The organism is Burkholderia sp. MS455, assembly GCF_016899445.1.
In the GTDB taxonomy this organism is placed as follows: domain Bacteria; phylum Pseudomonadota; class Gammaproteobacteria; order Burkholderiales; family Burkholderiaceae; genus Burkholderia; species Burkholderia pyrrocinia_C.
Genome location: NZ_CP041779.1, coordinates 3,352,360 through 3,378,342, shown reverse-complemented (window position 1 = coordinate 3,378,342; position 25,983 = coordinate 3,352,360). Strand labels below are relative to the sequence as shown.

General features: G+C 67.4%; 25 protein-coding genes. 13 read left to right on the top strand and 12 right to left on the bottom strand.

The genetic code is table 11. The annotated features are described in order from the left end of the window. Window positions 1-71 precede the first annotated feature (71 nt). Complete coding sequence (gene flgK, locus FPJ27_RS34685) at window positions 72-2,003, top strand: flagellar hook-associated protein FlgK (RefSeq protein ID WP_204424906.1); 1,932 nt, start codon at window positions 72-74, stop codon at window positions 2,001-2,003. Window positions 2,004-2,020: 17 nt separating this feature from the next. Next, entirely contained in the window at window positions 2,021-3,256 is a 1,236-nt protein-coding gene (gene flgL / locus FPJ27_RS34680; protein ID WP_204424898.1) for a flagellar hook-associated protein FlgL, read from the top strand. 99 nt (window positions 3,257-3,355) lie between these two features. On the opposite strand, the gene FPJ27_RS34675 is transcribed toward flgL, so the two are convergent. From FPJ27_RS34675 to FPJ27_RS34660, 4 genes are all read right to left on the bottom strand, one after another. Beyond that, window positions 3,356-4,513, bottom strand: coding sequence for an MFS transporter (locus FPJ27_RS34675; protein WP_204424896.1), 1,158 nt, complete (start codon window positions 4,511-4,513; stop codon window positions 3,356-3,358). Further along, entirely contained in the window at window positions 4,510-5,736 is a 1,227-nt protein-coding gene (locus tag FPJ27_RS34670; protein ID WP_204424894.1) for an ATP-grasp domain-containing protein, read from the bottom strand. Before FPJ27_RS34670 ends, FPJ27_RS34675 begins: the two co-directional genes overlap by 4 nt. A gap of 64 nt (window positions 5,737-5,800) precedes the next feature. Beyond that, a complete protein-coding gene (locus tag FPJ27_RS34665) occupies window positions 5,801-6,949 on the bottom strand; it encodes a cysteine desulfurase family protein (RefSeq protein WP_204424892.1) in 1,149 nt (382 codons plus the stop codon). Continuing rightward, window positions 6,946-7,971 carry a hypothetical protein gene (locus FPJ27_RS34660; protein ID WP_204424890.1) on the bottom strand — a complete coding sequence of 342 codons (1,026 nt, stop codon included), beginning with the start codon at window positions 7,969-7,971 and terminating at the stop codon, window positions 6,946-6,948. The genes FPJ27_RS34665 and FPJ27_RS34660 overlap by 4 nt, the downstream gene beginning before the upstream one ends. Window positions 7,972-8,309: 338 nt before the next feature. Here FPJ27_RS34660 and FPJ27_RS34655 point away from each other — a divergent pair, with 338 nt between their 5' ends. Further along, window positions 8,310-9,617, top strand: coding sequence for a solute carrier family 23 protein (locus FPJ27_RS34655; RefSeq protein ID WP_204424888.1), 1,308 nt, complete (start codon window positions 8,310-8,312; stop codon window positions 9,615-9,617). A gap of 45 nt (window positions 9,618-9,662) precedes the next feature. Here the strand turns inward: FPJ27_RS34655 and FPJ27_RS34650 are convergent, their stop codons facing one another. From FPJ27_RS34650 to FPJ27_RS34620, 7 genes are all read right to left on the bottom strand, one after another. Further along, window positions 9,663-10,130, bottom strand: coding sequence for a hypothetical protein (locus FPJ27_RS34650; protein ID WP_239483349.1), 468 nt, complete (start codon window positions 10,128-10,130; stop codon window positions 9,663-9,665). Window positions 10,131-10,321: 191 nt separating this feature from the next. Further along, window positions 10,322-10,828 (bottom strand): spore coat U domain-containing protein, encoded by a 507-nt coding sequence (locus FPJ27_RS34645; RefSeq protein WP_072437530.1) that lies wholly within the window; start codon window positions 10,826-10,828, stop codon window positions 10,322-10,324. Next, complete coding sequence (locus tag FPJ27_RS34640) at window positions 10,825-13,110, bottom strand: fimbria/pilus outer membrane usher protein (protein ID WP_239483348.1); 2,286 nt, start codon at window positions 13,108-13,110, stop codon at window positions 10,825-10,827. Before FPJ27_RS34640 ends, FPJ27_RS34645 begins: the two co-directional genes overlap by 4 nt. 25 nt (window positions 13,111-13,135) lie before the next feature. Further along, on the bottom strand, window positions 13,136-13,888 hold the full coding sequence (locus tag FPJ27_RS34635) for a molecular chaperone (RefSeq protein ID WP_072437529.1): 753 nt from the start codon (window positions 13,886-13,888) through the stop codon (window positions 13,136-13,138). 96 nt (window positions 13,889-13,984) lie between these two features. Continuing rightward, window positions 13,985-14,491: a spore coat U domain-containing protein gene (locus tag FPJ27_RS34630; RefSeq protein ID WP_072437528.1), complete on the bottom strand. Its 507-nt coding sequence runs from the start codon at window positions 14,489-14,491 to the stop codon at window positions 13,985-13,987. Window positions 14,492-14,837: 346 nt separating this feature from the next. Next, the gene (locus tag FPJ27_RS34625) at window positions 14,838-15,044 is read right to left on the bottom strand and encodes a hypothetical protein (protein ID WP_143155695.1); all 207 of its coding nucleotides are present in this window, start codon (window positions 15,042-15,044) and stop codon (window positions 14,838-14,840) included. Window positions 15,045-15,397: 353 nt separating this feature from the next. Continuing rightward, a complete protein-coding gene (locus FPJ27_RS34620; RefSeq protein WP_204424884.1) occupies window positions 15,398-16,282 on the bottom strand; it encodes a transcriptional regulator GcvA in 885 nt (294 codons plus the stop codon). A gap of 96 nt (window positions 16,283-16,378) precedes the next feature. Between FPJ27_RS34620 and FPJ27_RS34615 the strand changes: the two genes are divergently transcribed. The 10 genes from FPJ27_RS34615 to FPJ27_RS34570 all read left to right on the top strand — a co-directional run bounded on the left by FPJ27_RS34615 (window position 16,379) and on the right by FPJ27_RS34570 (window position 24,549). Beyond that, window positions 16,379-17,005: a chromate transporter gene (locus tag FPJ27_RS34615; RefSeq protein ID WP_204424882.1), complete on the top strand. Its 627-nt coding sequence runs from the start codon at window positions 16,379-16,381 to the stop codon at window positions 17,003-17,005. Continuing rightward, window positions 17,002-17,529 (top strand): chromate transporter, encoded by a 528-nt coding sequence (locus FPJ27_RS34610; protein ID WP_034179253.1) that lies wholly within the window; start codon window positions 17,002-17,004, stop codon window positions 17,527-17,529. Before FPJ27_RS34615 ends, FPJ27_RS34610 begins: the two co-directional genes overlap by 4 nt. Before the next feature lie 58 nt (window positions 17,530-17,587). Further along, window positions 17,588-18,307, top strand: coding sequence for a YoaK family protein (locus FPJ27_RS34605; RefSeq protein WP_072437522.1), 720 nt, complete (start codon window positions 17,588-17,590; stop codon window positions 18,305-18,307). A gap of 486 nt (window positions 18,308-18,793) precedes the next feature. Then, window positions 18,794-19,915, top strand: a complete 1,122-nt coding sequence (locus FPJ27_RS34600; protein WP_072437667.1) for a porin — start codon at window positions 18,794-18,796, stop codon at window positions 19,913-19,915. A gap of 376 nt (window positions 19,916-20,291) precedes the next feature. Further along, entirely contained in the window at window positions 20,292-20,519 is a 228-nt protein-coding gene (locus FPJ27_RS34595) for a hypothetical protein (RefSeq protein ID WP_204424880.1), read from the top strand. Window positions 20,520-20,763: 244 nt separating this feature from the next. Then, on the top strand, window positions 20,764-22,119 hold the full coding sequence (gor, locus tag FPJ27_RS34590; RefSeq protein WP_204424877.1) for a glutathione-disulfide reductase: 1,356 nt from the start codon (window positions 20,764-20,766) through the stop codon (window positions 22,117-22,119). 95 nt (window positions 22,120-22,214) lie between these two features. Continuing rightward, entirely contained in the window at window positions 22,215-22,487 is a 273-nt protein-coding gene (locus FPJ27_RS34585) for a hypothetical protein (protein ID WP_204424875.1), read from the top strand. A 204-nt stretch (window positions 22,488-22,691) separates the two neighbouring features. Next, the gene (locus FPJ27_RS34580) at window positions 22,692-23,363 is read left to right on the top strand and encodes a CsgG/HfaB family protein (protein WP_204426390.1); all 672 of its coding nucleotides are present in this window, start codon (window positions 22,692-22,694) and stop codon (window positions 23,361-23,363) included. Window positions 23,364-23,429: 66 nt separating this feature from the next. Further along, on the top strand, window positions 23,430-23,873 hold the full coding sequence (locus FPJ27_RS34575; protein ID WP_204424873.1) for a DUF4810 domain-containing protein: 444 nt from the start codon (window positions 23,430-23,432) through the stop codon (window positions 23,871-23,873). A gap of 10 nt (window positions 23,874-23,883) precedes the next feature. After that, window positions 23,884-24,549, top strand: a complete 666-nt coding sequence (locus tag FPJ27_RS34570) for a DUF799 domain-containing protein (RefSeq protein WP_072437515.1) — start codon at window positions 23,884-23,886, stop codon at window positions 24,547-24,549. A 123-nt stretch (window positions 24,550-24,672) separates the two neighbouring features. Here the strand turns inward: FPJ27_RS34570 and FPJ27_RS34565 are convergent, their stop codons facing one another. After that, the gene (locus FPJ27_RS34565) at window positions 24,673-25,974 is read right to left on the bottom strand and encodes an FAD-binding oxidoreductase (RefSeq protein WP_204424871.1); all 1,302 of its coding nucleotides are present in this window, start codon (window positions 25,972-25,974) and stop codon (window positions 24,673-24,675) included. Window positions 25,975-25,983 lie beyond the last annotated feature (9 nt).

The window sequence follows — 25,983 nt, the reverse complement described above, 5'->3', positions numbered from 1 at the left end:
GATCCGCGGCCGTTATACCGGGAGTTACGCAACCCGGCGGCCGCAGCGCGGCCGGCTCATCAGGATCGCGCATGTCCAACTCACTCATGAACCTCGGCGTCAGCGGCCTGAATGCCGCGCTCTGGGGCCTCACGACGACCGGCCAGAACATCAGCAACGCCGCGACGCCGGGCTATTCGGTCGAACGCCCCGTCTATGCCGAGGCGAGCGGCCAGTACACGAGCAGCGGCTACATGCCGCAGGGCGTGAACACCGTCACCGTGCAGCGGCAGTACAGCCAGTACCTCAGCGACCAGCTGAACGGCGCGCAGACGCAGGGCGGCGCGCTGTCGACGTGGTATTCGCTCGTCACGCAGCTGAACAACTACGTCGGCAGCCCGACGGCCGGCATCTCGACCGCGGTCACGAACTATTTCACCGGGCTGCAGAACGTCGCGAACAGCGCGTCCGACTCGTCGGTGCGGCAGACCGCGATGAGCAATGCGCAGACGCTCGCGAACCAGATCACGGCGGCCGGCCAGCAATACGACGCGCTGCGCCAGAGCGTGAACACGCAGCTCACGAGCACCGTCACGCAGATCAACGCGTACACCGCGCAGATCGCGCAGCTGAACCAGCAGATCGCGTCCGCGAGCAGCCAGGGCCAGCCGCCGAACCAGCTGATGGACCAGCGCGACCTCGCGGTGTCGAACCTGTCGAACCTCGCGGGCGTGCAGGTCGTGCGCAACAGCGACGGCTACAGCGTGTTTCTCGCCGGCGGCACGCCGCTCGTCGTCGCGGACAAGAGCTACCAGCTCGCGACCGTCACGTCGCCGTCCGATCCGAGCGAGCTGACCGTCGTGTCGCAGGGGATCGCCGGCGCGACCCCGCAGGGGCCGAACCAGTTCCTGTCCGACGCGTCGCTGTCGGGCGGCACGCTCGGCGGCCTGCTCGCGTTCCGCAGCCAGACGCTCGACCCCGCGCAGGCGCAGCTCGGCGCGATCGCGACCAGCTTCGCCGCGCAGGTCAACGCGCAGAACGCGCTCGGCCTCGACCTGTCGGGCAATGTCGGCGGCAACCTGTTCACGACCGGCTCGCCGATCATCTACGCGAACCAGGGCAACACCGGCAACGCGGCGCTGTCCGTGTCGTTCGCGAACGCGGCGCAGCCGACCACGGGCGACTACACGCTGTCGTACGACGGCACGAACTACACGCTGACCGACCGCGCGAGCGGCACGGCGGTCGGCTCGTCGGCGTCGATGCCGGCGTCGATCGGCGGGCTGAACTTCTCGTTCACGTCGGGCTCGATGAGCGCCGGCGACAAGTTCACCGTGCAGCCGACGCGCGGCGCGCTGAACGGTTTCGGCCTCGCGACGTCGAACGGCTCGGCGATCGCGGCGGCGGCGCCGTACGTGCCGTCGGCCACCACGACGAACACGGGCACCGGGACGATCGGCGGGTTGTCGGTCACGAGCGCGGCGGCCGCGGCCAATGCGCACAAGTACACGATCACGATGGGCGGGACGTCGGCCGCGCCGACCTATACGGTCACGGACAACACGGCCGTGCCGCCGACGACCACCGGTGCGCAGCCGTACCAGGCCGGCTCGCCGATCACGCTGACGGCGGGCGTCACGGTGACGGTGTCGGGCACGCCGGCGGTGGGCGACACGTTCACGGTCGCGCCGAACACGGGCGGCACGAACGACGGCAGCAACGCGCTCGCGCTGTCGAAGCTCGTCAACTCGAAATCGTTCGGCAACGGCTCGACCACGCTGACGGGCGCATACGCGAACTACGTGAACGGCATCGGCAACACGACGAGCCAGCTGAAGTCGTCGAGCGCCGCGCAGACCGCGCTGGTCGGCCAGATCACGTCCGCGCAGCAGTCGGTGTCGGGCGTGAACCAGAACGAGGAAGCGGCCAACCTGATGCAATACCAGCAGCTCTACCAGGCGAACGCGAAGGTGATCCAGACGGCGTCGACGCTGTTCCAGACCGTGCTCGGCCTGTTCAACTGATTTCGGGGACCGAAGCGATGCGGATTTCCACCACCCAGTTCTACCAGCAGAACGTCGCTCAGATGAGCGACCAGCAGGCGCAGCTGTCGCAGCTGTACCAGCAGATCTCGAGCGGCGTGAGCCTCGCGACGCCGGCCGACAACCCGCTCGGCGCGGCGCAGGCCGTGCAGTTGTCGATGACGTCGGCGACGCTGTCGCAGTACGCGTCGAACCAGAACACCGCGCTGTCGTCGCTGCAGAAGGAAGACCAGACGCTGATCAGCGTCAACAACCTGCTGAACAGCATTCATACGGTCGTGATCCAGGCCGGCGACGGTTCGCTGTCCGACAGCGACCGCTCGGCACTGTCGACGCAGCTGCAGGGCTATCGCGACCAGCTGCTGACGCTCGCGAACTCGACGGACGGTTCGGGCAACTACCTGTTCTCGGGCTTCCAGTCGACCACGGCGCCGTTCTCGAACGCGTCGGGCGGCGGCGTGACCTACAGCGGCGACATGGGTTCGCGGCAGGTGCAGATTGCGGACACGCGTTCGATCTCGCAGGGCGACAACGGCGCGAACGTGTTCCTGTCGGTGCCGATGCTCGGCAGCCAGCCGGTGCCGCTCGCCGGCGCGGGCAACACGGGTACGGGCACGATCGGCGCGGTGTCGATCACGAGCCCGTCGGCCGCGACCAACGCGCACCAGTTCACGATCGCATTCGCCGGCACGGCGGCCGCGCCGACCTATACGGTGACCGACAACTCGGTCGTGCCGCCGACCACCACCGCCGCGCAGCCGTATTCGGCCGGCGCGGGGATCGCGCTCGGCAGCGGCCTGTCGGTGCCGGTGTCGGGGACGCCCGCGCCCGGCGACACGTTCACGGTCACGCCCGCGCCGAAGGCCGGCACCGACGTGTTCGCGGCGCTCGACACGATGATCGCCGCGCTGAAGGTGCCGATCAGCAGCAACACGACTGTCGCGGCCGCGCTCGCGAACGCGATGACCACCGGCACGACGAAGCTGAACAACATGATGACGAACGTCCTCACCGTGCAGGCGTCGGTCGGCGGCCGCGAGCAGGAAATCAAGGCGATGCAGACGGTGAACCAGACCAACACGCTGCAGGTCACCAGCAACCTGGCCGACCTGACGAGCACCAACATGGTGTCGACGATCAGCCAGTTCCTGCAGATGCAGAACGCGCTGACGGGCTCGCAGAAGGCTTACGCGCAGCTTCAGAACCTGTCGCTGTTCCAGTACATCAATCCGTGATGTCCGCGGCGCCTGTCGCGATGTGAGCGCCCGCTTGCATCGCGCGGCGTGCCGGCCGGCCGAGTGCCTGCCCAGGCGGCTGCCGTATCAGGCCGCGCGCTAGGAAGTCGACAGCGCGCGACTTTCAGTGGCGTTGATTTCGGCCGCACGGAGCTTGACCTTGCGCGTCGTCGTCAGGGTTGCGATCGCCAGCATCGCGGCCGCCACGATGCAGACGATGCGCGGCTGCGGACACGCCCAAAGCAGCGCTTGCGCGCCGGCCTCCCCGAACGCGCCTGCGACCCAGATGAAGCCAAAGTAGCGGCTGCGCGCATGCGCGGGTGCGTGTTCGGAAACCAGATGGTAGAGCACCGGGATCGACAGGAGTTCACCGATGCTCAACACGGCAATGCCCGCGCCGACGATCCAGCCGGTGGGTGCTGCTCCCACCAGCGCGACGCCGGCGGCGGTCAGCGCGAGTCCGGCCGACACACTGGACCACGAGATACCGGTCCTTGCCGGGCGGCGCAGCGTCCACAGGTACGCGAGCAGGACCGTGGCCGAATTCACGCCCAGCCAGACGTTGCCTTGCGTGTGCAACTCGAGTTGGGCCGCAATCAGCGGGGCGCTGGAAAAGATCATCGTGTAGCACGCCCAGATCGCGCTGAACAGGATGAACACCCTCAGGAAGATCGGGTCGTGCAGCGGTGCGAACCAGGACGCGGATCGATGCCGAGCCGGCATCGCGTGCGATCCTGCCGGGGACGCGAGTACGGTCGCCAGTGCGACGCCAGCCGGAAGCAGGAGCCACAGGCATGCGTTGCCGAAGGCAGGCCACAGGAGTAGCGGGCCGGCCAGCGCCCCGACGTTGATCAACAGATAGTGCGTGGAAAAAGCCCGGCTGCCGGCCGGGCCCGATACCTGGCTCAGCATCGAATAGATGACCGGATTCAGGATCCCGCCACCGATTCCGACCAGTCCGCCCGCGCAGAACAGCGCCGGCGACGAGGTGGCCTGACACAGTGCAACCAGCCCGAGCGCCTGCAGCAGCGAGCCGAACGCGAGCGTCGAGCGTTTCGAATACCGGTCCGCGAGGAATCCACCCAGCAAAGGGAAGAGCCGGTAGCAGAAGATCTGGATCACGAAGAATAGCGCGAGCCCCGAATCGTCCAGCCAGCCTGCCTGCCAGGCGGAAATGGGTTTGTTCGGCGCAATCGAGAAGAACAGGAGCTTGTCGAGCGCGTGGAAGGCGAGCAGCGTCAGCAGCGGTCGATTCATTGTGCGATCCTGACGACCACATCGCGCAGCACCGTCTGCACCCGGGTGGCCGCGATGTCGGCCGTGTCACCGGTCACGATAACGAATGCGATCCGGTCCCCGGAGCTTTCGGGTGGGCGAATGCGGTCCCCCGGTTTCTTTTCCAGCCCGCAATGGACGATGTAGTCGCGCCGCGTGACGTCGTCCCAACCGTCGAGCGCTTCCAGTACTCCTTCGCGCGGGGCAACGACGAACCCCACGGCCGCCGCCGCGTTGCGAGCGGGGGGCGTTGTTTCGGAGTCGCCCAGCAGCGCTCGCAGGTGGAGCTTGAACAGATCGATGCCGGTCGCGAGCGGGACCAGGTGCGTTGTGATGTGATCGCCACCGGGGCGCGGGTTGGTCTCGATGATGCGGGGGCCGGTCGAAGTCCAGCGCAACTCGATGTGAAATACGCCGGTATCCAGGCCGAGCGCCTGCGTCGCGGAGCGGGCCGCGTCGAGCAGTGCCTGGCGTTGCTGCGCGGGGAGGCGGGCGGGGAATACGTGACCGATCTCGACAAAGGACGGCGGTGACGTCACCCATTTCTCCGTTACGCCGGCAAACCGAATGGTTCCGTCGACTAGCGCCAGCTCGACGCTGAACTCGCGACCGTCCGCGAACGCCTCGAGCAGATACTCGGTACGGCGTGCCAGACCGAACATGCCGAAGTCCGTTTGCTGCAACCGCCGATACGCAGGTTCGAGTGCGGTTTCGTCTCGCAGCAGCGTGACCCCCTTGCTCGACGCGGCGCTGGTCGGCTTGATCACGAGCGGGTAGCCGATTCGGGCTGCTGCGGCTTGCGCATCGTCCAGGGTCGCAACCAGCGCGTAGTCGAGCGACGGTGCCCCCGCCTGCCGATACGCGTGCCTTGCGAGATCCTTGTGGACGCCGTTTTCGGCCGCGAGCGGGGTGACGCCGCGCAGTCCCAGCACGGCGGCCAGTTTCGCGGCCGTCACGGTGACGAACTGATTGCCGGCGACCACGGCCGCGATGGTCGACTGCAGGCCTGCTTCGTCCAGCGCGTGCTTGACGGCTTGCGCGTCGTTTACCGGGCACACCAGCACGCCACGCACCTGCTCCCGATACTTGTACTGATCCGGGTGCGTCGCGTCGCTGGTTACCACCCAGCATTCCAGGCCTAGCGCACGGGCAGCCTGAATGTAACCGAGGCCGAAGAAACACGGCTCGATGATGAGAACCTTCATGGGTTTGCTCCTCTCGTGGCGCGTGCGCCTTTTGCCGTTCACGCACGCTCTGGATTACTGGCGGTCAGGCGTCGCTGTGCGCGCGGCAGATATCGACGATGTGCGTCGCGAGCTCGTCGATGTCCTGCATGGTGTGGTTCGGTGAAAAGGAAATGCGAATCAGGCAGTTGAGGTGCTCAGGCGGCACGCGCATCGCCGACAGCACCCGGGATGGCTCCAGTGAATGGCTGCTGCACGCGGACCCTTGCGAAACGCAATATCCCGACGCAGCCAGCTCCGCGATCATTTGCCGTGACGGCACGCCAGGAAAGGCCAGCGCCAGGATGTAGGCCGATGCGTCTGCTGCGGGGACCAGCCGCTTGAAGGCGATGCGGGCCCCGGTCAATTGGTCAGTCAGGCGTTCGCCAAGTGCGCCGACGTGCGCGAGCTTGTCGGCGGGCGCGCGCGTTGCCTCCCGGAGTGCGGCGCCGAGCAAGCCGATGCCGAATACGTTCTCCGTGCCGGGGCGGTAAGTTTGTTCCTGGGCGCCCCCGTACATGAGCGGCGTGAGCTTGAATCGACCATTCAGGTAGAAGCAGCCGACTCCCTTGTCGGCGCCGATTTTGTGGCCGGACATGAACAGGGCGTCAACGACGTCCAGGTCGATCTGCCAGTTCAACTTGGCGAAATGCTGCACTGCGTCGCACACGACCAGGATGTCGGGATCGGCGTGTTTGACGGCGCGCGCGACTTCATTGACGGGCTGGATGGCGCCCGTTTCGTTGTTGACGGCCATCAGGCAGAGCATCGCCGTACGCTCATTGATCGCCGCGTCGACATGCGCGCTCGTGACGACTCCGTGACGGTTCACCGGAAGTTCGCGAATGGTATACCCATGCTTCTTCATGGACATGACCGTCTGGTACACGGCGGGATGCTCGACCGCCGATACGACGATCTCAGAACGGGTGCTTTCCTTGCGGCGCAGCGTCGACAGATATCCCTGGATCAGAAGATTGGCAGATTCGGTGGCGCCTGACGTGAAATAGATACGTTCGGCGCGACATCCGAGATAGGCGGCGATCCGGTTACGGGTGTCGCCTATGATGCGGCGTGCCTGCTCGCCTGCGCCGTGCGCGCTGGACGGATTGCCGGGCCCATAGCTGGACAGCGTATCGAGCCAGGCCTTGGCGGAGACCTCCATGGATGCAGCGTGATCGAAGTATTTGTTCATGCTGGCGTGTCCTCCGAGTTTTTCCGTTCCACATACGGCTCCATGCGGTTGAAGACGTCCCGTAACTCCAGTGCGCTCGCAAACCTGGCCCATGACATGTCCGATCGTTTCAAGCGGGACGAGTCGAGCAGCGAGATTTCCGGGGTCCGCGAGATTTCAGGAAATACGATCTGCAGGAAGGTTCGCGACATGCCGCGTCTGACCGCATTGGCCGCGATCACGCCGCGCAGGATTTTTTCGCCGATATGCGGATCATCACTGCGTGAATAGATGCAGATGTGGTCGCTGGATTCGTCGTAATTGAGCAGCAATCCGCCATAGGTGGCCGGGCAGAGAATGCCGGAGCTCTTTTCGTACAGGTTGATGAAGCCGCTTCTCAGGAGACGGGTCATGGGTCTCGCGATAATGTCTTCTTCGCGATCGAAATAGCCCGGGTTTCTCCAGTCGGCATTTTCGTAATAGGTGTCTTCGTTCGCGCATTCGATCAGAAACGGCGTGCTGATGGCCAGGCGGTCACCGTCGAAACTCGACAGCAGCAGGCTTCCGGATTCCCGGTAAAAGACTTCGGACGACCCGCTGCGCGATGCCGCGGTTTTGAATTTCTTCAATGCTCCGGAAAAACGATTGCTGTTTCTCGTCTGCAGGGTCACGATTGTCTGATCGAATTCGTCCCGCGAAAGCCGATGCAGATATTCGGACGGCAAAATCGCGGCCCAGCGCCGCTCTGCAATGGCGGATGCCAGCTCCGCGCGTTCCTTGCTGTCGCCGAGCAGACGCGAGGTATCGGACAGGCACAGGCTGAGTGTCGCCTCGCGGCCTTCGGACGCCAGCCGGCGGCGCAGTGCTACGCCGAGTTCAAATGTCTGCAAGGTCGACGCGCTGGGCCCTCCCCGACCACCAAACGAGAACCCCTGGTGGTCGCGGCGCACTGAAACGTGGCCGCAGTCGATTACGACGCGCTTTCTCAGCGCGGAAATCGATTGTTCGATTTCGTCCCATCGCGATATTTCCTCGATTATCAATTCCTGTCTCTCCAGTTTTTATTGGCATTCAGATGCGTCCTTTTTCCGGTGTTCCGGAATAAGCGGACTGCACGCACCGATGCGGGCTTTCTCGTGTTGAGCTACTGTTGGAACTCGATGGATCAGTGCCGCCACGCTTGCAGCGGGGCAGTCCAGACACTTTAGGGCGGGTGACCCCGGCCGTGAATTGGACGAGTTCGAATCTGCATCGCTGCCGTTCGGCCGCCGTGTGCGCGCCCGCCGCTTGCCAGCCCCATTCCCGCTCCGTAAACTCGCGCCAGATTCCAGACCGGCGCGCCCTCCGCAGCCGGCGACAGACCGACAGGAGCCTTTTCCCCATGTCCGATTCCTACTTCCCGCGCTGGCGGGTGCAATCGACCGGCGCGGCGTCGCGCGTGGTCGGCCCCGACGAGCGCCTGCCGTGGCCGCAGATGGTCGCGATGGGCGTGCAGCACGTCGTCGCGATGTTCGGCTCGACCGTGCTCGCGCCGCTCCTGATGGGCTTCGACCCGAACCTGTGCATCTTCATGTCGGGCATCGGCACGCTGCTGTTCTTTGCGCTGGTCGGCGGCCGTGTGCCGAGCTATCTCGGCTCGAGCTTCGCGTTCATCGGGCTCGTGATCGCGGTGACGGGCTACGGCGGCAGCGGCCCGAACCCGAACATTCCGGTCGCGCTCGGGGGGATCGTCGCGTGCGGCGTCGTGTATGTCGCGCTCGGCGCGCTGGTGCAGGCGATCGGCACGCGCTGGATCGAGACGCTGATGCCGCCGGTCGTGACCGGTGCGGTCGTCGCGGTGATCGGGCTGAACCTTGCGCCGATCGCGGTCAAGGGCGTATCGGCGTCGACCTTCGATTCGGTGATGGCGCTCGTCACGGTGCTCTGCGTCGGCGGCGTCGCGGTGTTCGCGCGCGGGATGATGCAGCGCCTGCTGATCCTCGTTGGGCTTGCGATCGCCTACGCGATCTACGCGATCGCGACCAACGGGATGGGCCTCGGCAAGCCGATCGACTTCGCGATCGTCGGGCATGCCGCGTGGTTCGGCGTGCCGGCGTTCCGTACGCCGGTGTTCGACCCGCACGCGATGCTGATGCTCGCGCCGGTCGCGGTGATCCTCGTCGCCGAGAACCTCGGCCATATCAAGGCCGTCAGCGCGATGACGGGGACCAACCTTGACCGCTACGTCGGCCGCGCGTTCATCGGCGACGGCCTTGCGACGATCGTGTCGGGCAGCGTCGGCGGCACGGGCGTCACGACCTACGCGGAGAACATCGGCGTGATGGCCGTCACGCGGATCTATTCGACGCTGGTGTTCGCGGTCGCCGCGCTGATCGCGATCGGGCTCGGGTTCTCGCCGAAATTCGGCGCGGTGATCCAGACGATTCCGGGCCCGGTGCTCGGCGGCGTGTCGATCGTCGTGTTCGGGCTGATCGCGGTGACGGGCGCGCGGATCTGGGTCGTCAACAAGGTCGACTTCTCCGACAACCGCAACCTGATCGTCGCGGCCGTCACGCTGGTGCTCGGCGCGGGCGACTTCTCGCTGAAGTTCGGCGGCTTCGCGCTCGGCGGGATCGGCACCGCGACCTTCGGCGCGATCATCCTGTACGCGATCCTGCGCAAGGAAAAGGAGCCGGGCCCGGTGCTTTGAGCAGCTGCGCGGATCATCGCCGCGGGCCCCGGCGAGCGTCGGGCATCACGGGTTGGGCTGCACCGAAAACGTAATCGGCCATGCGAAGGTCCCGTCCTTCGCCTTCGGTGCGAACACGAAGCGATAGGTCACGGTGAAGGTCGTGTTCAGCGCTGTATACGGCACGGCGATCTTGCCGCCCGTCGCCGGCAGCACGACCTTGCTGCCGATTCCGCTGATCTCGATCGAGCTGAACTGCGACTGGCTGGCGGCGGCAACCTGCACCAGCACCGTATACCCGGCCCGGTCGTTGGTCTGGACCGCGAGCGTCGTCCCGGCGGGGTTGTTGATGTTCGGCACGCTCAGGTAGCCGGTGCTCGTGTCCTTGTTCGCGATCACGAGCTGGGCCGGACTGGTCGCCTTGATCCGCGCATACGCCTGGACCGTCGCGCCGACCTGCAGCGATCGGTTGGCCTGCTTCGCATCGGTCTGGCCCGGCGCGGCGCCGAGCAGCGCGATCGATAGCGCGGCCATTGCGGCAAACAGCCGCCGCGCGTGGCGGGCGGCCCGCGGCGGGGCGAGAGGCGCCGCGCGGGTCGGTCCGCATGGGCCGCACCGCGATGCGGCGGCGCTCGCTGTCTCGGTTCGATTCATGGTCTGCCCCCTTGTCCGAGTTGGTGATGGCGATCGACGGCGGTACGCGCATGCCTGCGCCGCCGTCGCGCCTAGTAGTTGAACAGGATCGTGATGTTCGTGACCTCGTATCCGCCCGGCACGACGTTCTGGCCGCCGCGGATCAGTCCGTACACGGTTGCGTTGAAGGTTCCGGCGCCACTGATCTTGCCCCACGAAATCACCGACGTGCCGCTCGTGCCGTCACCCCAGATCGACGTGTGCGCGCTGTCGAGATACAGGTTGTAGCCCAGCGTCTGCGTGCCGCCGGTCCTGGTCATCAGGCGATTCGCGAAGGTGCCGCCGCCCGGGCTCGCCGTCACCGTGGGCGTGGCGTTGCCGCTGCCGCTGCAGTTGACCGAGATCGTGATCGCGGAGGTGGCGGCATTGAGCGTGTCGTATGTGCCGAACACCATCGATGACGGCGCATTCATCGTGCAGGTCGTCGCCGCGAGCGCGGGCAGCGCGGCCAGCATGCCCGCGCCGGCCGCGAGCGCCGCGGCGGCGGCGCGCAGGTGCGTCAGCCGGTCATGCCGCCCGGCATGCTTGCGATGTCTCATGGTGTGACTCCCTTGCAAAGATGAGTGCCCAGGTCCGGCAGCGGATCGTCGCCGGCGGGAAAGCGGACGGACAGGTCGCACTGCTGGTCGCGCCACGTCGCGCGCAGGCGGTTCTGCTCCGACAGCCCGGTGAGATAGACGACGCCGTCGTGGCCGACCGGGAAGGCTTCCTTCTGCCCGGCGACCGTGACGATCGCGCCTGCCGGCAAGTGGGCGCCGTTCTCGAGATCGAGCGTGAGCACCGCGCCGCGCGAGCGCGAGACCGGAAACTCGAGCGCCATGCCGCTGCGGAAATAGGGCACCGCGTCGAGCTTCAGCGTGCCGATCGTCGCGTCGAACGGCAGGTCGGCCTGCTCGATCGAGATCGGGTTGCTTTCGTACGCGCGCAGCCGCGGCAGCAGCGCGACGCCGTTGGCGTCGGTGTGCGCGACGAGCTGGTTGTCCGCGAGGATGCCGACGTTGGCGAAGCCCGGCACCTTGACGAGCGCGAAGCTGTCCGTGATCTGCCGCGACAGGCGCGCGGTGCCGTCGACGAACGCGATGCCGCCCGCCGCGTTGGCCCGTACGCCGGCCCGGCCGCGATAGGACGCGGCCTCGACGCTGTAGGTGCCGGTGCGCGTTTGCAGCGTCGCGCTCGCATCCTGCGTGTTGTTGCCGGCCTGAAGCGCGTAGCCGAATCCTTCGCCGACCGGCAGGCTGCGCTGCACTTGCGCGAGCATGTCGGTGGCGCCCTGCTGGTGCGTCATCGTGACGGACGCGCTCGTGCGGTTGTCGATCGGTATCGTCCATGCGACGCCGACGGTCGTCGCGCCCGAGCCGCCCAGCGGCTTGCTGACGCTGACGTTCGCGAAGCCGAAGCGTCCGAGCTGAACGCTGTAGCTGAGCGACAGCAGCTGCACCTTGTAGCCGCCGCGATCGTCGACGAACACGTGCGCGAGGCCGAGCGAGCCGAAGCGGCCCATCCCGACGCCGATGTTGAAGCTCGTCAGCAGCTTCGGCGCGAGCGTGCCCGGTTCGAGCCCGATCTGCGCGAAATGCGGCGTGGCCCATTGCGCGTGCGCGCCGATGTCGACGAGGCCGGACTGGCTCTCGACGCCGATCGTCGCGAGGGCGCCCGCGCCATCGGCGCTGCGGCTCGCCGCGGCGGACGCATTGACGACGCCGAGCGGCCCGGCCAGCACCACGCCGCCGACGCCGAGGTTCTGCCGGGACGCTTCGGCTTCGGCGTGGATCTCGCCGGTGAACCGGTCGGTCACGCCGATCCGGTGCGTCGCGCTGGCGAACCATCGCCCGTAGTTGTTGCTCGCCAGGCCGAAATCCCGCCGCTCCTTGCCGACCTCGTACGAGAAGTCCTGCATGCCTTGCTTGAGGAGATTCGCGCTCGCGTAGAACGACTGCGTGATCACCTGCTCGCGGCCCATGACGTCGCGCACCACGACCCGCACGTCGCCCTGGCCGGTCACCACGGGCACGTTGTTGATCGCGAACGGGCCGGGCGCGACGTCGCGCGTCGACGTGAGCGCGTTGTTCACGTAGACGTCGACGGTCGACGGCAGCACGGCCTGCCCGCTCACGCCCTGGAGCGGAATCGTGACGAGCCCGGGCTGCGTCGCGAAATTGGTCGCGTACTGAATGCCGCCGAAGCGGATCGCGCGGCCCCACATGCCGGGGCGGCTGATCGCGTCGCCGACGCGCAGGCTGGCGAGCTTGCCGGGCCGATCGGTCGTCCACGTGGTTTCGAGGCGCGTCAGCCGCCGGGTCGGGCCCGACTCGTCCGCGAGGAACGTGCCGACGCCGACGCCGAAGCGGTTGAAGAAGCCGAGCTCGAACAGGCCCGAGCCGTGCGTCCGGCCCGCGGCCTGCTCCGCGAGCAGGTCGTAGTTGAAGAAGCCGCCGATGCCGGGCTCGACCGCGCTCGCGCGGTGCCGGTCGGTCTCGTCGAAGGTCGCGCCGACGAATGCCTGGGCCGGGACGCTGATCACCATCGTCAGGCTTTGCTCGTCGACCGTGTACGCGAGCCCCGCGATCGCTTTCAGCGGGTAGAACGGCGCGTCGCTGCCGGCCAGCGGCGGGACGTCCGGCTGCCTGAGCCGCCAGCGTTTCAGGTCGTCGGCCGACACGTAGAATTCGCCGTCGGCCGCCTTGATCAGCAACGCGGTTTCGTCGAGCCCCTGCCGGTTGATGTCGACCTGATACAGCAGCTCGGCCGGGCCGCCCGCCGCGCCGTGCGCCGCCGGTGCCGTGGCGGGGCGTTCTTCCGCGAGTGTCATCTGTGCGCTCATGAGGATCGCGATCAGAAGCGCCGCCTTAGCGGGCGTTCGGCGCGATCGTCGAATCGATGTCGCCCGCATCGGAGTAGCCGACCAGATGCAACCCGGAAGCAACGGCCGGCGCGGTTCCTGCGCCGGGCTTGAACATCAGTTCCCGCGACTGGCCGGGCAGGACGTACGCGAATTCCGCATGCGTGGCGACGGGGCGATCGCTGCCCGGCGCGAACAGCGCGAGGTTCGCCACTTGCGCATGCGCGGTGCCGTCGTTGGTCACGCGCAGCGCGAGCATGCCCGTGCCGCCCGGGCGCGGCTCCGCTGCCCAGCGCAGCCGCGCGGCGGTTTCGGTGGCCGGCTTGACGAAGATCGGCAGGCTCATTTCCAGCGCGATCTGCACGCCGGCGAAGCCCGGCTTCGGCGCGCGCGGAATCTCTTGCAGATAGAGCCGGTAGCCGGCTTCCTGATCCGAGGCCGGCGCGTGCCGCAAGCCGATGCGCACGACCTGCGAACCGCCGGGCGCGATCGTGAAGATGGGCGGGGCCGCGATCAGGTCGCCGGTGGACGCGTAGACGTCGTCGCCCGCGTTCTGCGACCACGCAACGGTGCGCAGCTGGACGACCACGGGTTCGTCGGACGACTCGTTCCTGACCATGAGCGCGACGCTCCGTTGCGCCGCGGATAGCTCGACGCGAACGGGCGACACGGTGAAGTCGGTTGCCTGGCTGTCGACGCATGCGGCGGCGAGCGTCACGGCCGCGATCCAGGTCGCGAGTTTGCGCACGTTCTGTTTCATGACAGATCCACCTCCAAGAGATTCGCTTCGCCACGCGCGGCGGCTGCCGGTGGGGAGGGCCCGTGCATGCGGGATGCGGCGGGCCCCCGCGCGGCACTAAAACGTCACGGTGACCGTCACCGTATCGGCGTAGTTGCCCGGCACCGCATTGGGCTGATCGGGCACCTTGCCGTAGACGGTCTTGGTAATCGCCTGGGCCATCGCCATGCCTGCGCCGGTGCCGTTGACGGTGTCGGTCGGCGGCGTGTTGCCCCAGACGACCGTGCGGTTCGAATCCTGGTACAGCGTGTAGTTGAGCTGATTCGAGCCGCTCGTCATGATGCGGTTGGCCACCGTCGCGCCGGACGTGGTGCCCGCGTTCAGGCCGATGTTGAAATTCGTGCCGTTCGTGCAGCGGACCGTGACCGCCGACTGCGCCGTCTGATCGCCGGTTCCCGGTGTGTAGGCGGGGAAGGTCAGCGCGCTCGCCGAGTCGATCAGGCAGGTTGCGTTGACGGTGGCGGACACGCCGAAGGTCGAGCTGGCTTGGCCGGCCGACGCCGCGACGGCCACGCAGGCGAGCGATGCGGCAAATGCCGCCTTGGTCAGTAAGGATTGCGTCATGATGGGTTTCCCCCTTGAAAGCTGGAATGGCGGCCGGTGCGACGAGAGGGTCGTTCGGGACGGGATCTCGATCGTCCGGATGCGCGATGGGTTTTCTGGTTGCATCGGAATCGGGTCGTTTGCTGGGTGGGCACCTCCTTCGTGTCGGTATGCGCCGGCCGGACCGGCGCGGCGCCTGGGGCTCGGCAGGCCTGGCTTCGGCGCCGCGGGGCGTACGACGTCCCGCAGCCGTCGCCGCCCGCGCGCTTGTCTGCGCGCGGGCGGCGGCCGGCGGCAAGGCCCGTGCGAACGGCGCGGGGCGTCGTCGCGGCGCGCATGCGCCCGGCAGGGGTTTCCCGGGGTTCGCCTATCGAATCGAGGCGTCGCGGCGTCGGGTGACGGTGCGGACCGTGTCGGCGCATCGGATGTCGACGGTGCGAAGTCGCGCCGTCGGCATCAGCGGATGCGTGACAGGAGCAGTGAAAGGAGCCGTGATGCGAGACAGCAGCCGTGTGACGGCCGAAATGATTTTCGACATGATTTCCCCGACTTCATGATTGTTTGTCGCCTGCATCGAGCCGCTCGGCCGTGCAGTCGCTTTTGTCTGCACGGCTGCATGAGCAAGCGGCGGGCCAGCGCGCGGATTGCCGCGCGGACAGGGACTGAGCGGTCGCTGCCTGCAGCCGTGCAACGGGGCGGAGGCGGTAATGTTTCAGGCGTGAAACCTGCGGCGGCAGAGCCGGTCGGCGGCGCGCCGGGCCTGGTGCGGAACGGCCTGACGGACGGGGGATCGCAGGTGCGGCGCGACGGCGATTCCGCAGGGGAAACGGACGCGCCGCGGCGGAACGGTTTCAGCCTTGCAACGCGTGCGGGGAGGGGCGGCGGCGCATCGCCGCCGTTTCGATCAGGCGCCGGGTGCGCGGCGCGTCACGCGTTCGCATTCGACTGCGCTTCCAGCCACGCGCAGAACTGCGCGACGAGCGGATCGTCGGCCGGCGCGCGCGGTGCGATCCACCAGTAGCTGCGCGTCGCGATGCGCGGCCCGGACAGCGGCATCACGAGCCGGCCGCTCGCGAGTTCGTCGTCGATCAGCGGCAGCGGGCCGAGCGCGACGCCGAGCCCGTCGACGGCCGCCTGCAGCGCCAGGTAGAAATGGTCAAACGACTGCCGCTTGCGCCCCTTCATCGCGACGCCGGCCGCCGCGAACCAGTCGCGCCAGCCTTCCGGCCGCGTATCCGAATGCAGCAGCACGTGCCGTGCGAGATCGTCCGCGCGCGCGATCGGCGCGCGTTTGAGCAGCGCCGGGCTGCAGACCGGAATCACGCTTTCGTCGAGGAAGTGGCCGCTCGTGCAGTTCGGCCAGTGGCCGGGGCCGCGGCGGATCGCGACATCGAAGCCGTCGAGCGCGTCGAGCGGCGCGTTCGATGTCGACAGCTTCAGTTCGACGTTCGGCACGTCGCGCTGGAACCGCGACAGGCGCGGCAGCAGCCATTTCATCGCGAAGGTCGGCAGCGCGTTGATGCGCAGCACGCGCGCAGCCCCCGTGTTGCGCAACTGCTCGGTCGCGTGCGCGATGCTGTCGAATGCCGCACGCACGGTGTCCAGGTAGCGACGGCCTTCGTCGGTCAGCTTCACGCGCTTGCCGTAGCGGTGGAACACCGGCTTGCCGAGCCAAGCCTCGAACGCGGCGATCTGCCGACTGATGGCACCGTGAGTCACATGCAGCTCGTCGCCGGCGGCGCTGAAGCTTTCATGTCGTGCGGCGGCTTCAAAGGCCCGAAGCGCGGAAAAGGGCGGGAGATCGCGTGCCATGCTTGTGATTCTAGATCACAAGGGCGCGTCGATAAAATCGTTTTGCCGCGATCCCGAACGGCGGTAACCTCGGCTGACCATTTGATGAGGAGCCCCATGCAATCCGTTTCCCCGCAGCCTGCCGCGCCGCTTCGCAGCGTCGGTCTCGCCGAGTTGTTCACCGGCTTCCTGTCGCTCGGCCTCATGTCGTTCGGCGGCGCGCTGCCGTTCGCGCGGCGCACGATCGTCGACGAGCGCAAGTGGCTGTCCGCCGACGAATTCACCGATCTGCTCGGCCTGTGCCAATTCCTGCCGGGCGGCAACGTGATCAACCTGTCGGTCGCCGTCGGCATGCGCTTTCGCGGCATCGCCGGCGCGTTCGCGGGCATTCTCGGGCTGATCGCGGGCCCGACGCTCGTCGTCGTCGCGCTCGGCGTGCTGTACGCGAAGACGCAGAACGATCCGCACGTGCAGCACCTGTTCGCGGGGCTCGCCGCCGCGGCCGCCGGGCTGCTCGTCGCGATGGCCGTGAAGGTCGCGAAGCCGCTGCGGCACGCGCGCGCGGCGGCCGGCATCGCGGCGCTCGCGTTCGTCGCGATCGCGGTGCTGCGCATTCCGCTGCTGACCACGATGCTCGTGCTGACGCCCGTCAGCGTCTGGTTCGCGTCGCGGCGCCGCGATGCGGGCACGCCGCAGCCGGCGCCGGCTGCCGCGCGCGACGCGCAGCCCGGAGGCCGGCCATGAACGACACGCTGGTCGCGATCGCGACGATCTTCAGCCAGTTGTCGCTGCTCGCGTTCGGCGGCGGCAATACGATCCTGCCGGAGATGCAGCGGCAGGTCGTCGACGTGCATCACTGGATGAGCGCGCACGAGTTCACCGCGCTGTTCGCGCTGGCCCAGGCGGCGCCCGGGCCGAACATGATGATCGTGTCGCTGGTGGGCTGGCACGTGGCCGGCTGGGCGGGGCTGCTCGTCGCGTCGCTCGCGAAGTTCGGGCCGTCGTCGATCGTCACCGTGCTTGCGCTGCATGCATGGGAGCGCTTTCGCGACCGGCCGTGGCGCCGCTACGTGCAGCAGGGGATGATGCCCGTCACGGCCGGGCTCGTCGCGGCGAGCGCGGTGCTGATCTCCGACGCGTCGAACCGCACGGCGATCCAGTGGGGCATCACGGCCGCCTGCGCGCTGCTCGCGTGGCGCACGCGCATCCATCCGCTGTGGCTGCTCGCGGGCGGCGCGCTGATCGGGCTCACCGGCTTCGGGCAGTGAGCGAAGGACAAGCGATCTCCCGTGCCGCATACTGGCGCGAATTTTCACGGGAGGATCGATGGATCTCGACGGCGCCAGCCGCAATCTCACCGTCGCCGCGTTGCTGACGCTGTCGGGCGGCTACCTCGACGCGTACACGTACGTCGGCCACGGCCACGTGTTCGCGAACACGATGACCGGCAACGTCGCGCTGCTCGGCATCAACCTGTCGGCCGGCGAATGGGCCGCCGCGCTGCATCACGTGCCGCCGCTCGTCGGCTTCGTGATCGCGGTGTTCGTCGCGCACCTGCTCGGTCTCGCCGCGCAGCGCGGCTGGATGCGGCACACGGCGTTCGCGAGCCTGATCGTCGAGATCGCGTTTCTCGGCGTCGCCGCGAGCGGCCTCGTCGGCGCGTCGAGCGCGTGGCTGATTCCGGGCATTTCGTTCGTCGCGACGCTGCAGACGCTGTCGTTCACCCATCTGGAGGAACTGTCGTACACGTCGGTGATGACGACCGGCAACCTGCGGCGCGCCGCGCAGAAGCTGTTCGTCGGGTTGATCCCGCGCTACGACGCGGGTGCGCTGCACGACTCGGCGCTGCTCGCGACGATCAGCTTCTGCTTCCTGGCCGGCGCGGTGGCCGGCGGCCTCGTGACGCGGCTCGTGCCGGACATCGCGCTGTGGGGCGCCGTGCTGCTGCTCGTCGGTGCGTTCGCGGAGATCGTGCGGCGCGCGTGGCGTCGCGCGGGGAGCGGCGGCAGCAGTAGCGACGACGACGGGGCGGCGCAAGCGGCCTGATGGCGTGTTTTACGCGGCAGCCGTGGGCGCCGCGTTCCGGATTGACCGCGTCACCGCTTCATCAATTCACCGAGTCACTACCGAAGCACGATCCGTCGGCGCACCCGAACGTGGGCCGGTTGCACCGGTCGCGCCCGTAGCCGGCCTTCGCGACATGTTCCGGTTGCATCGACCGCGCCAGCCGGCCCGCCGCGATACGTCATTTACCGCGCCGCACCAGCGCCGACCCTTACAGTGCCGCGTGCACCCGCCGATGCCGTTGCGAACCGTCCCGCCGGCGCGCGACGCAAGCCCGGCACGGCCCGGCGGGGGAAACGTTGTTCCCGGGCGACAGTCGCGCGATTACCGCGCGTTTCAATTTCTTTCAGAGATTGCACTCGTCTTATGATTCAAGCCACATCGCGCGCGCCAAGAGCGCGCCGCGATCGCCACCCGGCTGCGCACGCGGCCGGCAATGAACGGAGACACCCACAAAAAGGAAAGCTCATGAAGCAGACCACTCGACTCGCAGCCATCGCAGGGGGCGCCGCGCTCGCATTCGCCAGCCAGTACGCGGCCGCACAAAGCTCGGTCACGCTCTGGGGCGTCGCCGACGTCAGCGTCCGGTATCTGACCAACGCGAACGCCAAGAATGACGGACTGCTGTCGATGTCCAACGGCGCGATCACCAACAGCCGCTTCGGCATCTACGGCACGGAAGACCTCGGCAGCGGCCTGAAGGCCGTGTTCAAGCTCGAAAGCGGCGTGAACCTGCAGAACGGCGCATTCGCCGACAGCGGCCGCCTGTTCAACCGTGCGGCATACGTCGGTCTGGATAGCCCGTACGGCACGGTGACCCTCGGCCGCCAGAAGACGCCGCTGTTCGACCTGCTGTCGGACACCTACGATCCGCTGACGGTCGGCAACTACCTCGAAAATGCATGGCTGCCGGTCGCACTCGGCGGCGGCCTGTATGCGGACAACCAGATCAAGTACACGGGCACGTTCGCGGGCCTGACCGCGAAGGCGATGTACTCGACGGGCACCAACTACGAATCGACCGGCGCCGGCGGCTTCTCGGGCCAGATTCCGGGTTCGCTCGGCAAGGGCAATGCGTGGGGCGTGTCGCTGTCGTACGTGATGGGCCCGCTCAGCATCGCGGCCGGCGCGCAGCAGAACAGCGACAACTCGGCGCGCAAGCAGACCATCTACCACGCGAACGTCGTGTACGCGTTCAGCAAGGCGAAGGTCTACGCGGGCTACCTGCGCTCGAAGGACGACACCGGCTTCGTCGACAGCCTGCTCGCGCAGCAGACGATTCCGGTCGCGAAGGGCACGGGCCGGATCGACGACGGTCCGTTCGCGGGCGTGAGCTGGCAGGTCAGCACGCCGCTGACGCTGACGGGCGCGTTCTACTACGACCACATGCGCAATGCGATGACCGCGAACGGCACGCTCGCGAGCGGCAACCGCTACGCGATCGTCGGCATCGCCGAGTACGCGCTGAGCAAGCGCACCGAAATCTACGGCACCGTCGACTTCAACAAGACGAACGGCGCGGCGAACGTCGAGCTGCCGGGCCGCAGCAACCAGACGGGCATCGCGATCGGCCTGCGCAATATCTTCTGACGAACGTCGGAACGCACGCGCCGGCATTCGTCCGGCACGCATCGAAGAGGCGCCGCAAGGCGCCTCTTTTTTTTCGTCATGCGGCGTTCATACGCGCACACGACTATTCGGCAATCGCTTCATCACGGATTTCCCGCGCCGTAAGCGATCCGTCGGCATTCCAGAACATACTTTTACAGTACGCGCGAAGGCTTTCCGCTACGCTGCGTGCATCGTCCGCTGCGTGCCGCCGTGCACGCGCGTGCGTCGTTCCGGTGGCGCTCGTCGAGCGTGGCCGGCCTGGTGCGTAACTTGTGTATCCGGTGATGACAGACACGGTCTGCCGGTTTTTTTTCGTGGGACGATCGGCCTCACGATTTCTTGAAAGGGGATGACGATGGGTATCCTGGACACCGTGGGCGAAATCGCCGGCGCAGTGGCGGCAGTTGAAGGCGTGGAAAAGCTGGATCCGGATGCGGGCCTGCTGACCAAGGCGGCAGCGGCCGTCGCCGGCTTCAAGGGCGCCGAAGCGATCGAGGGCATGCTCGAGAAGAAGGAAGAGAAGCCCGAACAGGCGGCAGACGATACGCAGGCGACGGACGGCAGCGACACGTCGCAGGCATGAGCATGGCGGCCGGTTCGGCCGCGGGCGCGCTCCTCGCGCGCCCGGGCGGACCGGTGCCGCGCGGCCGGCAGGTCGGGCATGTGGTCGATCGGTGACGCATGGCACACCCGGCAGCTGGTTTGACCGGCGAGAGGCGACGCTTCTCGCCGTTTTTTATTGGGCGCACGCCGGGGCGTGCCGTGCGCCGCAAGAATTCCGGAATCTTGCTATCGTGCCGTCATCCGAACTGCGATGAGGCAATGCGATGGATTTCGACTACGACCTGTTCGTCATCGGGGCCGGCTCGGGCGGCGTGAGGCTCGCACGGATGTCGGCGTCATACGGCGCGCGCGTCGGCATAGCGGAACAAGAGCAGATCGGCGGCACCTGCGTGCTGCGCGGCTGCATTCCGAAGAAACTGCTCGTCTACGCATCGCACTACCCGCACGAAGTCGAGGACGCGCAGGGCTTCGGCTGGACCTTCGGCGCCGGCACGCTCGACTGGTCCGCGCTGATCGCCGCGAAGGATCGCGAGATCAATCGGCTGAGCGATATCTACATCGATTTGCTGCGGCAATCGGGCGTCGAGATGCACGCGGGGCGCGCGACGCTCGTCGATGCGCATACCGTCGCGATCGGCGAACGCACGATCCGTGCGCGCCACATCGCGATCGCGACCGGCTCGCGTCCGTCGCTGCCGCATCGGCCCGGCATCGAGCATGCGATCACGTCGCGCGAGGCGCTGTCGCTCGCGACGTGTCCCAAGCGCATCGCGGTAGTCGGCGGCGGTTATATCGCGGTCGAGTTCGCGGGCATCTTCAACGGCTTCGGCAGTCGCGTCGACCTGTTCTATCGCGGCGAGAAGATTCTGCGCGGCTTCGACGACGACGTGCGTCGATTCCTGACCGACGAGATGACGAAGCAGGGCGTCGCGATCCACGCGCGCACGGTGGTCGAATCGATTTCCCGCGCTGACGACGGCACGCTGAGCGTGCGCGTCGGCGATGCGCAGCACGGGCCTTACGATGCGGTGCTTTATGCGACCGGCCGCGTGCCGAATGTCGACGGGCTCGGGCTCGAGCAGGCGGGCGTGATGCTCGACGCACGCGGCGCGATTGCGGTCGATGCGTATTCGGCAACGTCGGTCGCGTCCATCCACGCGATCGGCGACGTCACGTCGCGGCCGCAGCTCACGCCGGTGGCGACGCGCGACGGCGGGCTGCTCGCACGCACGCTGTTCGGCGGGTCGCGCGTCGCGGCCGATCACGAATGGGTGCCGTCGGCCGTGTTCAGCCAGCCCGAGGTCGCGACGGTCGGGCTGACCGAGGCCGATGCGCGTCGCGTGTACGGCGACGTCGACATCTACCGCACGTCGTTCAAGGCGCTGCGCCACACGCTGTCGGGCCGCGACGAGCGCACGCTGATGAAGCTCGTCGTCGCGCGCGACAGCCAGCGCGTGATCGGCGCGCACATGGTCGGCCGCGATGCGGGCGAGATCGTCCAGGGGATCGCGATCGCGATTCGCGCGGGCGCGACGAAGGCGCAGTTCGACGACACGATCGGCATCCATCCGACCGCGGCCGAGGAATTCGTGACGATGCGGCAGAAGGCGGCCGACTAGCGGCGCGGGGGGACGCACGGACGCGCCTGCGGCATTGCAATCGGGCGCATTCGATTTCCTGCCCCGATTGCTTTCGAAATGCCGGATGTTGAATCGTGTCTTATTCGGCATTTATCGGCATGCGCCAATCGCCGATCGTCGCGCTCGCGATGGCCTCGGCCAATGAGCTGTCGGCTGGGCGCGCGGCGACCGGGTTCGTCCAGCGTCGATTCCGGGCGATCGCCGTTGCCGTGCTGCCGCCACACAAAATTCGTCAATTATCTAAAACACGTTCCGTCTCGATAAATACGTTTGGTATCATCGCGCAAAACCATACAGGGGGCCGATCATGCGCGATCAACAGCGCAGCATCCGCAATAACGGGGTAACGGGCGCGCACGTGCATGTCACGTGTTCTGCCGCCTTTCCGCTTTTCGCCGCGACACGCCTGTTGCGCGCATCTTTCCTTCGAATATCGTAGTCGCCCGTCCGGCGATGAATCAGGCCGCGCGTGCGCCGCGTCGATGCGCGCACGTCCGTGCCGACACGCCCGTTCCGGGCATTCTTTCCACGCAAGGAGACCAGCAGTGAAAATCCAGACACGACGCACCGTACTCGTGGCGGCAGCGGTCGTCGCAGCGCTGTCCGGCTGCGCGACCGAATCGTCGCGCACGCTCGACGTGCCGGCCGTGAGCAGCGCGCAGAAGCCTTACGCGGGCAAGCCCGTTGCGATCGCGGTCGGCAAGTTCGACAACCGCTCGAGCTACATGCGCGGCATCTTCTCCGACGGCATCGACCGCCTCGGCGGACAGGCGAAGACGATTCTCGTCACGCGCCTGCAGCAGAGCCGGCGCTTCAACGTGCTCGATCGCGAGAACCTCGACGAGATCAAGCAGGAAGCCGGCTTCATGAAGAAGGCGCAGGCGGTGAAGGGTGCGAACTACGTGGTGACGGGCGATGTGACCGAATTCGGCCGCAAGGACGTCGGCGATCACCAGCTGTTCGGCATCCTCGGCCGCGGCAAGACGCAGGTCGCGTACGCGAAGGTCAACCTGAACATCGTCGACACGACGACGTCGGAAGTCGTCGCGTCGAGCCAGGGCGCGGGCGAGTTCAGCCTGTCGAACCGCGAAGTGATCGGCTTCGGCGGCACGGCCGGCTACGATTCGACGCTCAACGGCAAGGTGCTCGACCTCGCGATCCAGGAGGCCGTGAACCATCTCGCCGAACAGGTCGACGCCGGTGCGCTGAAGACCGCGCAGTAAGCGCTGCAGGCGCCGGGGCCGGCGCCGCATGCGATCGATTCACCACGACATCAAAGAGAAAAGACCATGAAACGGGGTAACTGGCTGCCGGCGACGGCCGCCGCATTGCTGCTCGCCGGCTGCGTGAGCTCCACGCCGCCGCTCTATCAGTGGACGGGCTATCAGCCGCAGGTGTACGAATACTTCAAGGGGCAGAAGTCGCCGCAGGAGCAGATCGACGCGCTCGAAAAGGCGTTGCAGGACATCCGCGGGAAGGGCCATACGCCGCCGCCGGGCTTCCATGCGCATCTCGGGATGCTGTACGCGAGCGTCGGCAACGAGCAGCAGGCCGAGCAGGAACTGCAGGCCGAGAAGCAGCTGTTCCCGGAATCGTCGACCTTCATGGATTTCCTGCTGAAGAAGAAGGCCGGCGCAGCGAAACCCGCGGATCAGAAGACTGCCGGGCAGAGCGCCGCCGGCCAGACGATCGCCGGCCAGAAGAACGCCGATACGAACACCGCCAAACAGTGACGCGCCCGCCATGTTCAAGACACTCTCATTCAAGCTGATGTCCGTGCTGTCGATCGTCGCGCTGCTGAGCGCGTGCGCGCAGCCGGTGAAACGACCCGACTACACGGCGTTCAAGAAGAGCCAGCCGCGCTCGATCCTCGTGCTGCCGCCGATCAACGAGACCTCGGACGTCGCGGCCACCTACGGGGTGCTGTCGCAAATGACGCTGCCGCTCGCCGAGTCCGGCTATTACGTGGTGCCGGTCGCGGTGATGGACGAGACGTTCAAGCAGAACGGCCTGACCAACGCGGCCGAGATCCAGGGAACGTCGCCCGCGAAGCTGCGCGAGATCTTCGGCGCGGACGCCGCGCTGTATTCGAAGGTTTCGCAGTACGGCACCGTGTACCGGATTCTCGCGAGCGCGACGGTCGTGTCCGCATCGGCGAAGCTCGTCGACCTGCGCACGGGCGACGTGCTGTGGCAGGGCCGGGCGAGCGCGAGCAGCGACGAGGGCGGCAACAACGGCGGTGGCGGCCTGATCGGCATGCTCGTGGTGGCAGCGGTCAAGCAGATCGCGAACACGTTGATGGATCAGAGTCACGACGTCGCCGCGTTCACGAGCAGCCGGCTGTTGTCGGCCGGGCCGCCGAGCGGGTTGCTGTATGGGCCGCATTCGCCGAAGTACGGTACGGACTGACCGACTCAGGCTGCCCCGCTGCATAGGGGCATCGAAACGGAGCGGCCGCGCACGTCAGTGCGCGGCCGTTTTGCGTCGATGCGGCCGGAAAAATGCGAAAAGCGGCCGGCGCCGCGCGGCGGCTCAATGCACGCCGAACGCGTCGAGCAGCCGGTACCAGCTCATCGCGAGCACCAGCGCCGGCGTGCGCAGTGCCGCGCCACCGGGGAAGTCGCGATGCCGGATCTTGCCGAACAGGTCGAAGCGGCTCGCCTGTCCGTCGATCGCCTCGGCGATCAGCTTGCCCGCGAGCGCGGTCGTGTTCACGCCGTGCCCCGAAAATCCCTGCGCGAAGTACATCGTCGGCGCGACGCGGCCGAAGTGCGGTGCGCGGTTCATCGTGATGTCGACGAAGCCGCCCCATGCGTAGTCGACCTTCACGTCCGCGAGTTGCGGGAACGTCTTCAGCATGTCCGCGCGCATCGCGGCCGCGAGATCGCGCGGCTCTCGCGTCGAATAGCTGACCTTGCCGCCCCACACGAGCCGCGTGTCGGGCGCCGGCCGGAAATAGTCGAGCACGAAGCGGCTGTCGCAGATCGCCGCGCGCGCGGGCATCAGCGCGGCGGCGCGCGCCTCGCCGAGCGGTTCCGTCGCGATCACGTAGGTGCCGACCGGCGTGATCTTCTTCGACAGCGCGGGTGCGAGCGTGCCGACGTAGGTATTGCATGCGAGCACGACGAAACGCGCGCGAACGTTGCCGCCGCTCGTCTCGACGACGTGGCCGCCCGCGACGTCGCGCACGCGCGTCACGCAACTGTCCTCGTGGATCCGCACGCCCGCGCCGGTCGCCGCACGGGCGAGGCCGAGCGTGTAGTTGAGCGGATGCAGGTGGCCGCTGTCCGGGTCGTACAGGCCGCCGCAATAGCGGGCGGACTGCACGTAGTCGCCGAGTTCGTCGGCTTCGACGAAGTGGAAGCGGTCGTAGCCGAAGCGCTTCGCGGCTTCGTCGCGCCAGCGCTTCAGCGCATCGGCGTCGCGCGCGGTGTTCGCGGCGGTCAGGTAGCCGGGCACCAGCGCGCAGTCGATGTCGTGCCGCGCGATGCGCGACTTCACGAGCGACAGCGTTTCGAGCCCCATGTCCCAGATGCGCTTCACGTCGCCTTCCGGCATGAATTGCCCGAACGTGTCGATGTCGCACGCAAAGCCGCCGATCAACTGGCCGCCGTTGCGGCCGCTCGCCGCCCATCCGACCCGCGACGCTTCGAGCACGGTCACCGAGTGGCCGCGCTCGGCGAGGTTGAGCGCGGCGGACAGGCCCGTGAGGCCCGCGCCGATCACGCACACGTCGGCGTCGGTCGTGCCGCCGAGCGGCGCGTGGCGGGTCGTATCGTTGGCGGTCGCCGCGTAGTAGGACGCGACGTGCGGCTGGTTGGCGAATGTCTGCATGGTCAGGAG

Coding starts and splice junctions, on each gene's coding strand:
- FPJ27_RS34650 (WP_239483349.1), bottom strand. CDS start 10,130: ATGGCCGCGCTATCGATCGCGCTGCTCGGCGCCGCGCCGGGCCAGACC.
- FPJ27_RS34635 (WP_072437529.1), bottom strand. CDS start 13,888: ATGAAACAGAACGTGCGCAAACTCGCGACCTGGATCGCGGCCGTGACG.
- flgK (WP_204424906.1), top strand. CDS start 72: ATGTCCAACTCACTCATGAACCTCGGCGTCAGCGGCCTGAATGCCGCG.
- FPJ27_RS34575 (WP_204424873.1), top strand. CDS start 23,430: ATGAAACGGGGTAACTGGCTGCCGGCGACGGCCGCCGCATTGCTGCTC.
- gor (WP_204424877.1), top strand. CDS start 20,764: ATGGATTTCGACTACGACCTGTTCGTCATCGGGGCCGGCTCGGGCGGC.
- FPJ27_RS34620 (WP_204424884.1), bottom strand. CDS start 16,282: ATGGCACGCGATCTCCCGCCCTTTTCCGCGCTTCGGGCCTTTGAAGCC.
- flgL (WP_204424898.1), top strand. CDS start 2,021: ATGCGGATTTCCACCACCCAGTTCTACCAGCAGAACGTCGCTCAGATG.
- FPJ27_RS34675 (WP_204424896.1), bottom strand. CDS start 4,513: ATGAATCGACCGCTGCTGACGCTGCTCGCCTTCCACGCGCTCGACAAG.
- FPJ27_RS34630 (WP_072437528.1), bottom strand. CDS start 14,491: ATGACGCAATCCTTACTGACCAAGGCGGCATTTGCCGCATCGCTCGCC.
- FPJ27_RS34645 (WP_072437530.1), bottom strand. CDS start 10,828: ATGAGACATCGCAAGCATGCCGGGCGGCATGACCGGCTGACGCACCTG.
- FPJ27_RS34625 (WP_143155695.1), bottom strand. CDS start 15,044: ATGCAGGCGACAAACAATCATGAAGTCGGGGAAATCATGTCGAAAATC.
- FPJ27_RS34655 (WP_204424888.1), top strand. CDS start 8,310: ATGTCCGATTCCTACTTCCCGCGCTGGCGGGTGCAATCGACCGGCGCG.
- FPJ27_RS34605 (WP_072437522.1), top strand. CDS start 17,588: ATGGATCTCGACGGCGCCAGCCGCAATCTCACCGTCGCCGCGTTGCTG.
- FPJ27_RS34665 (WP_204424892.1), bottom strand. CDS start 6,949: ATGAACAAATACTTCGATCACGCTGCATCCATGGAGGTCTCCGCCAAG.
- FPJ27_RS34615 (WP_204424882.1), top strand. CDS start 16,379: ATGCAATCCGTTTCCCCGCAGCCTGCCGCGCCGCTTCGCAGCGTCGGT.
- FPJ27_RS34670 (WP_204424894.1), bottom strand. CDS start 5,736: ATGAAGGTTCTCATCATCGAGCCGTGTTTCTTCGGCCTCGGTTACATT.
- FPJ27_RS34640 (WP_239483348.1), bottom strand. CDS start 13,110: ATGAGCGCACAGATGACACTCGCGGAAGAACGCCCCGCCACGGCACCG.
- FPJ27_RS34595 (WP_204424880.1), top strand. CDS start 20,292: ATGGGTATCCTGGACACCGTGGGCGAAATCGCCGGCGCAGTGGCGGCA.
- FPJ27_RS34600 (WP_072437667.1), top strand. CDS start 18,794: ATGAAGCAGACCACTCGACTCGCAGCCATCGCAGGGGGCGCCGCGCTC.
- FPJ27_RS34610 (WP_034179253.1), top strand. CDS start 17,002: ATGAACGACACGCTGGTCGCGATCGCGACGATCTTCAGCCAGTTGTCG.
- FPJ27_RS34570 (WP_072437515.1), top strand. CDS start 23,884: ATGTTCAAGACACTCTCATTCAAGCTGATGTCCGTGCTGTCGATCGTC.
- FPJ27_RS34565 (WP_204424871.1), bottom strand. CDS start 25,974: ATGCAGACATTCGCCAACCAGCCGCACGTCGCGTCCTACTACGCGGCG.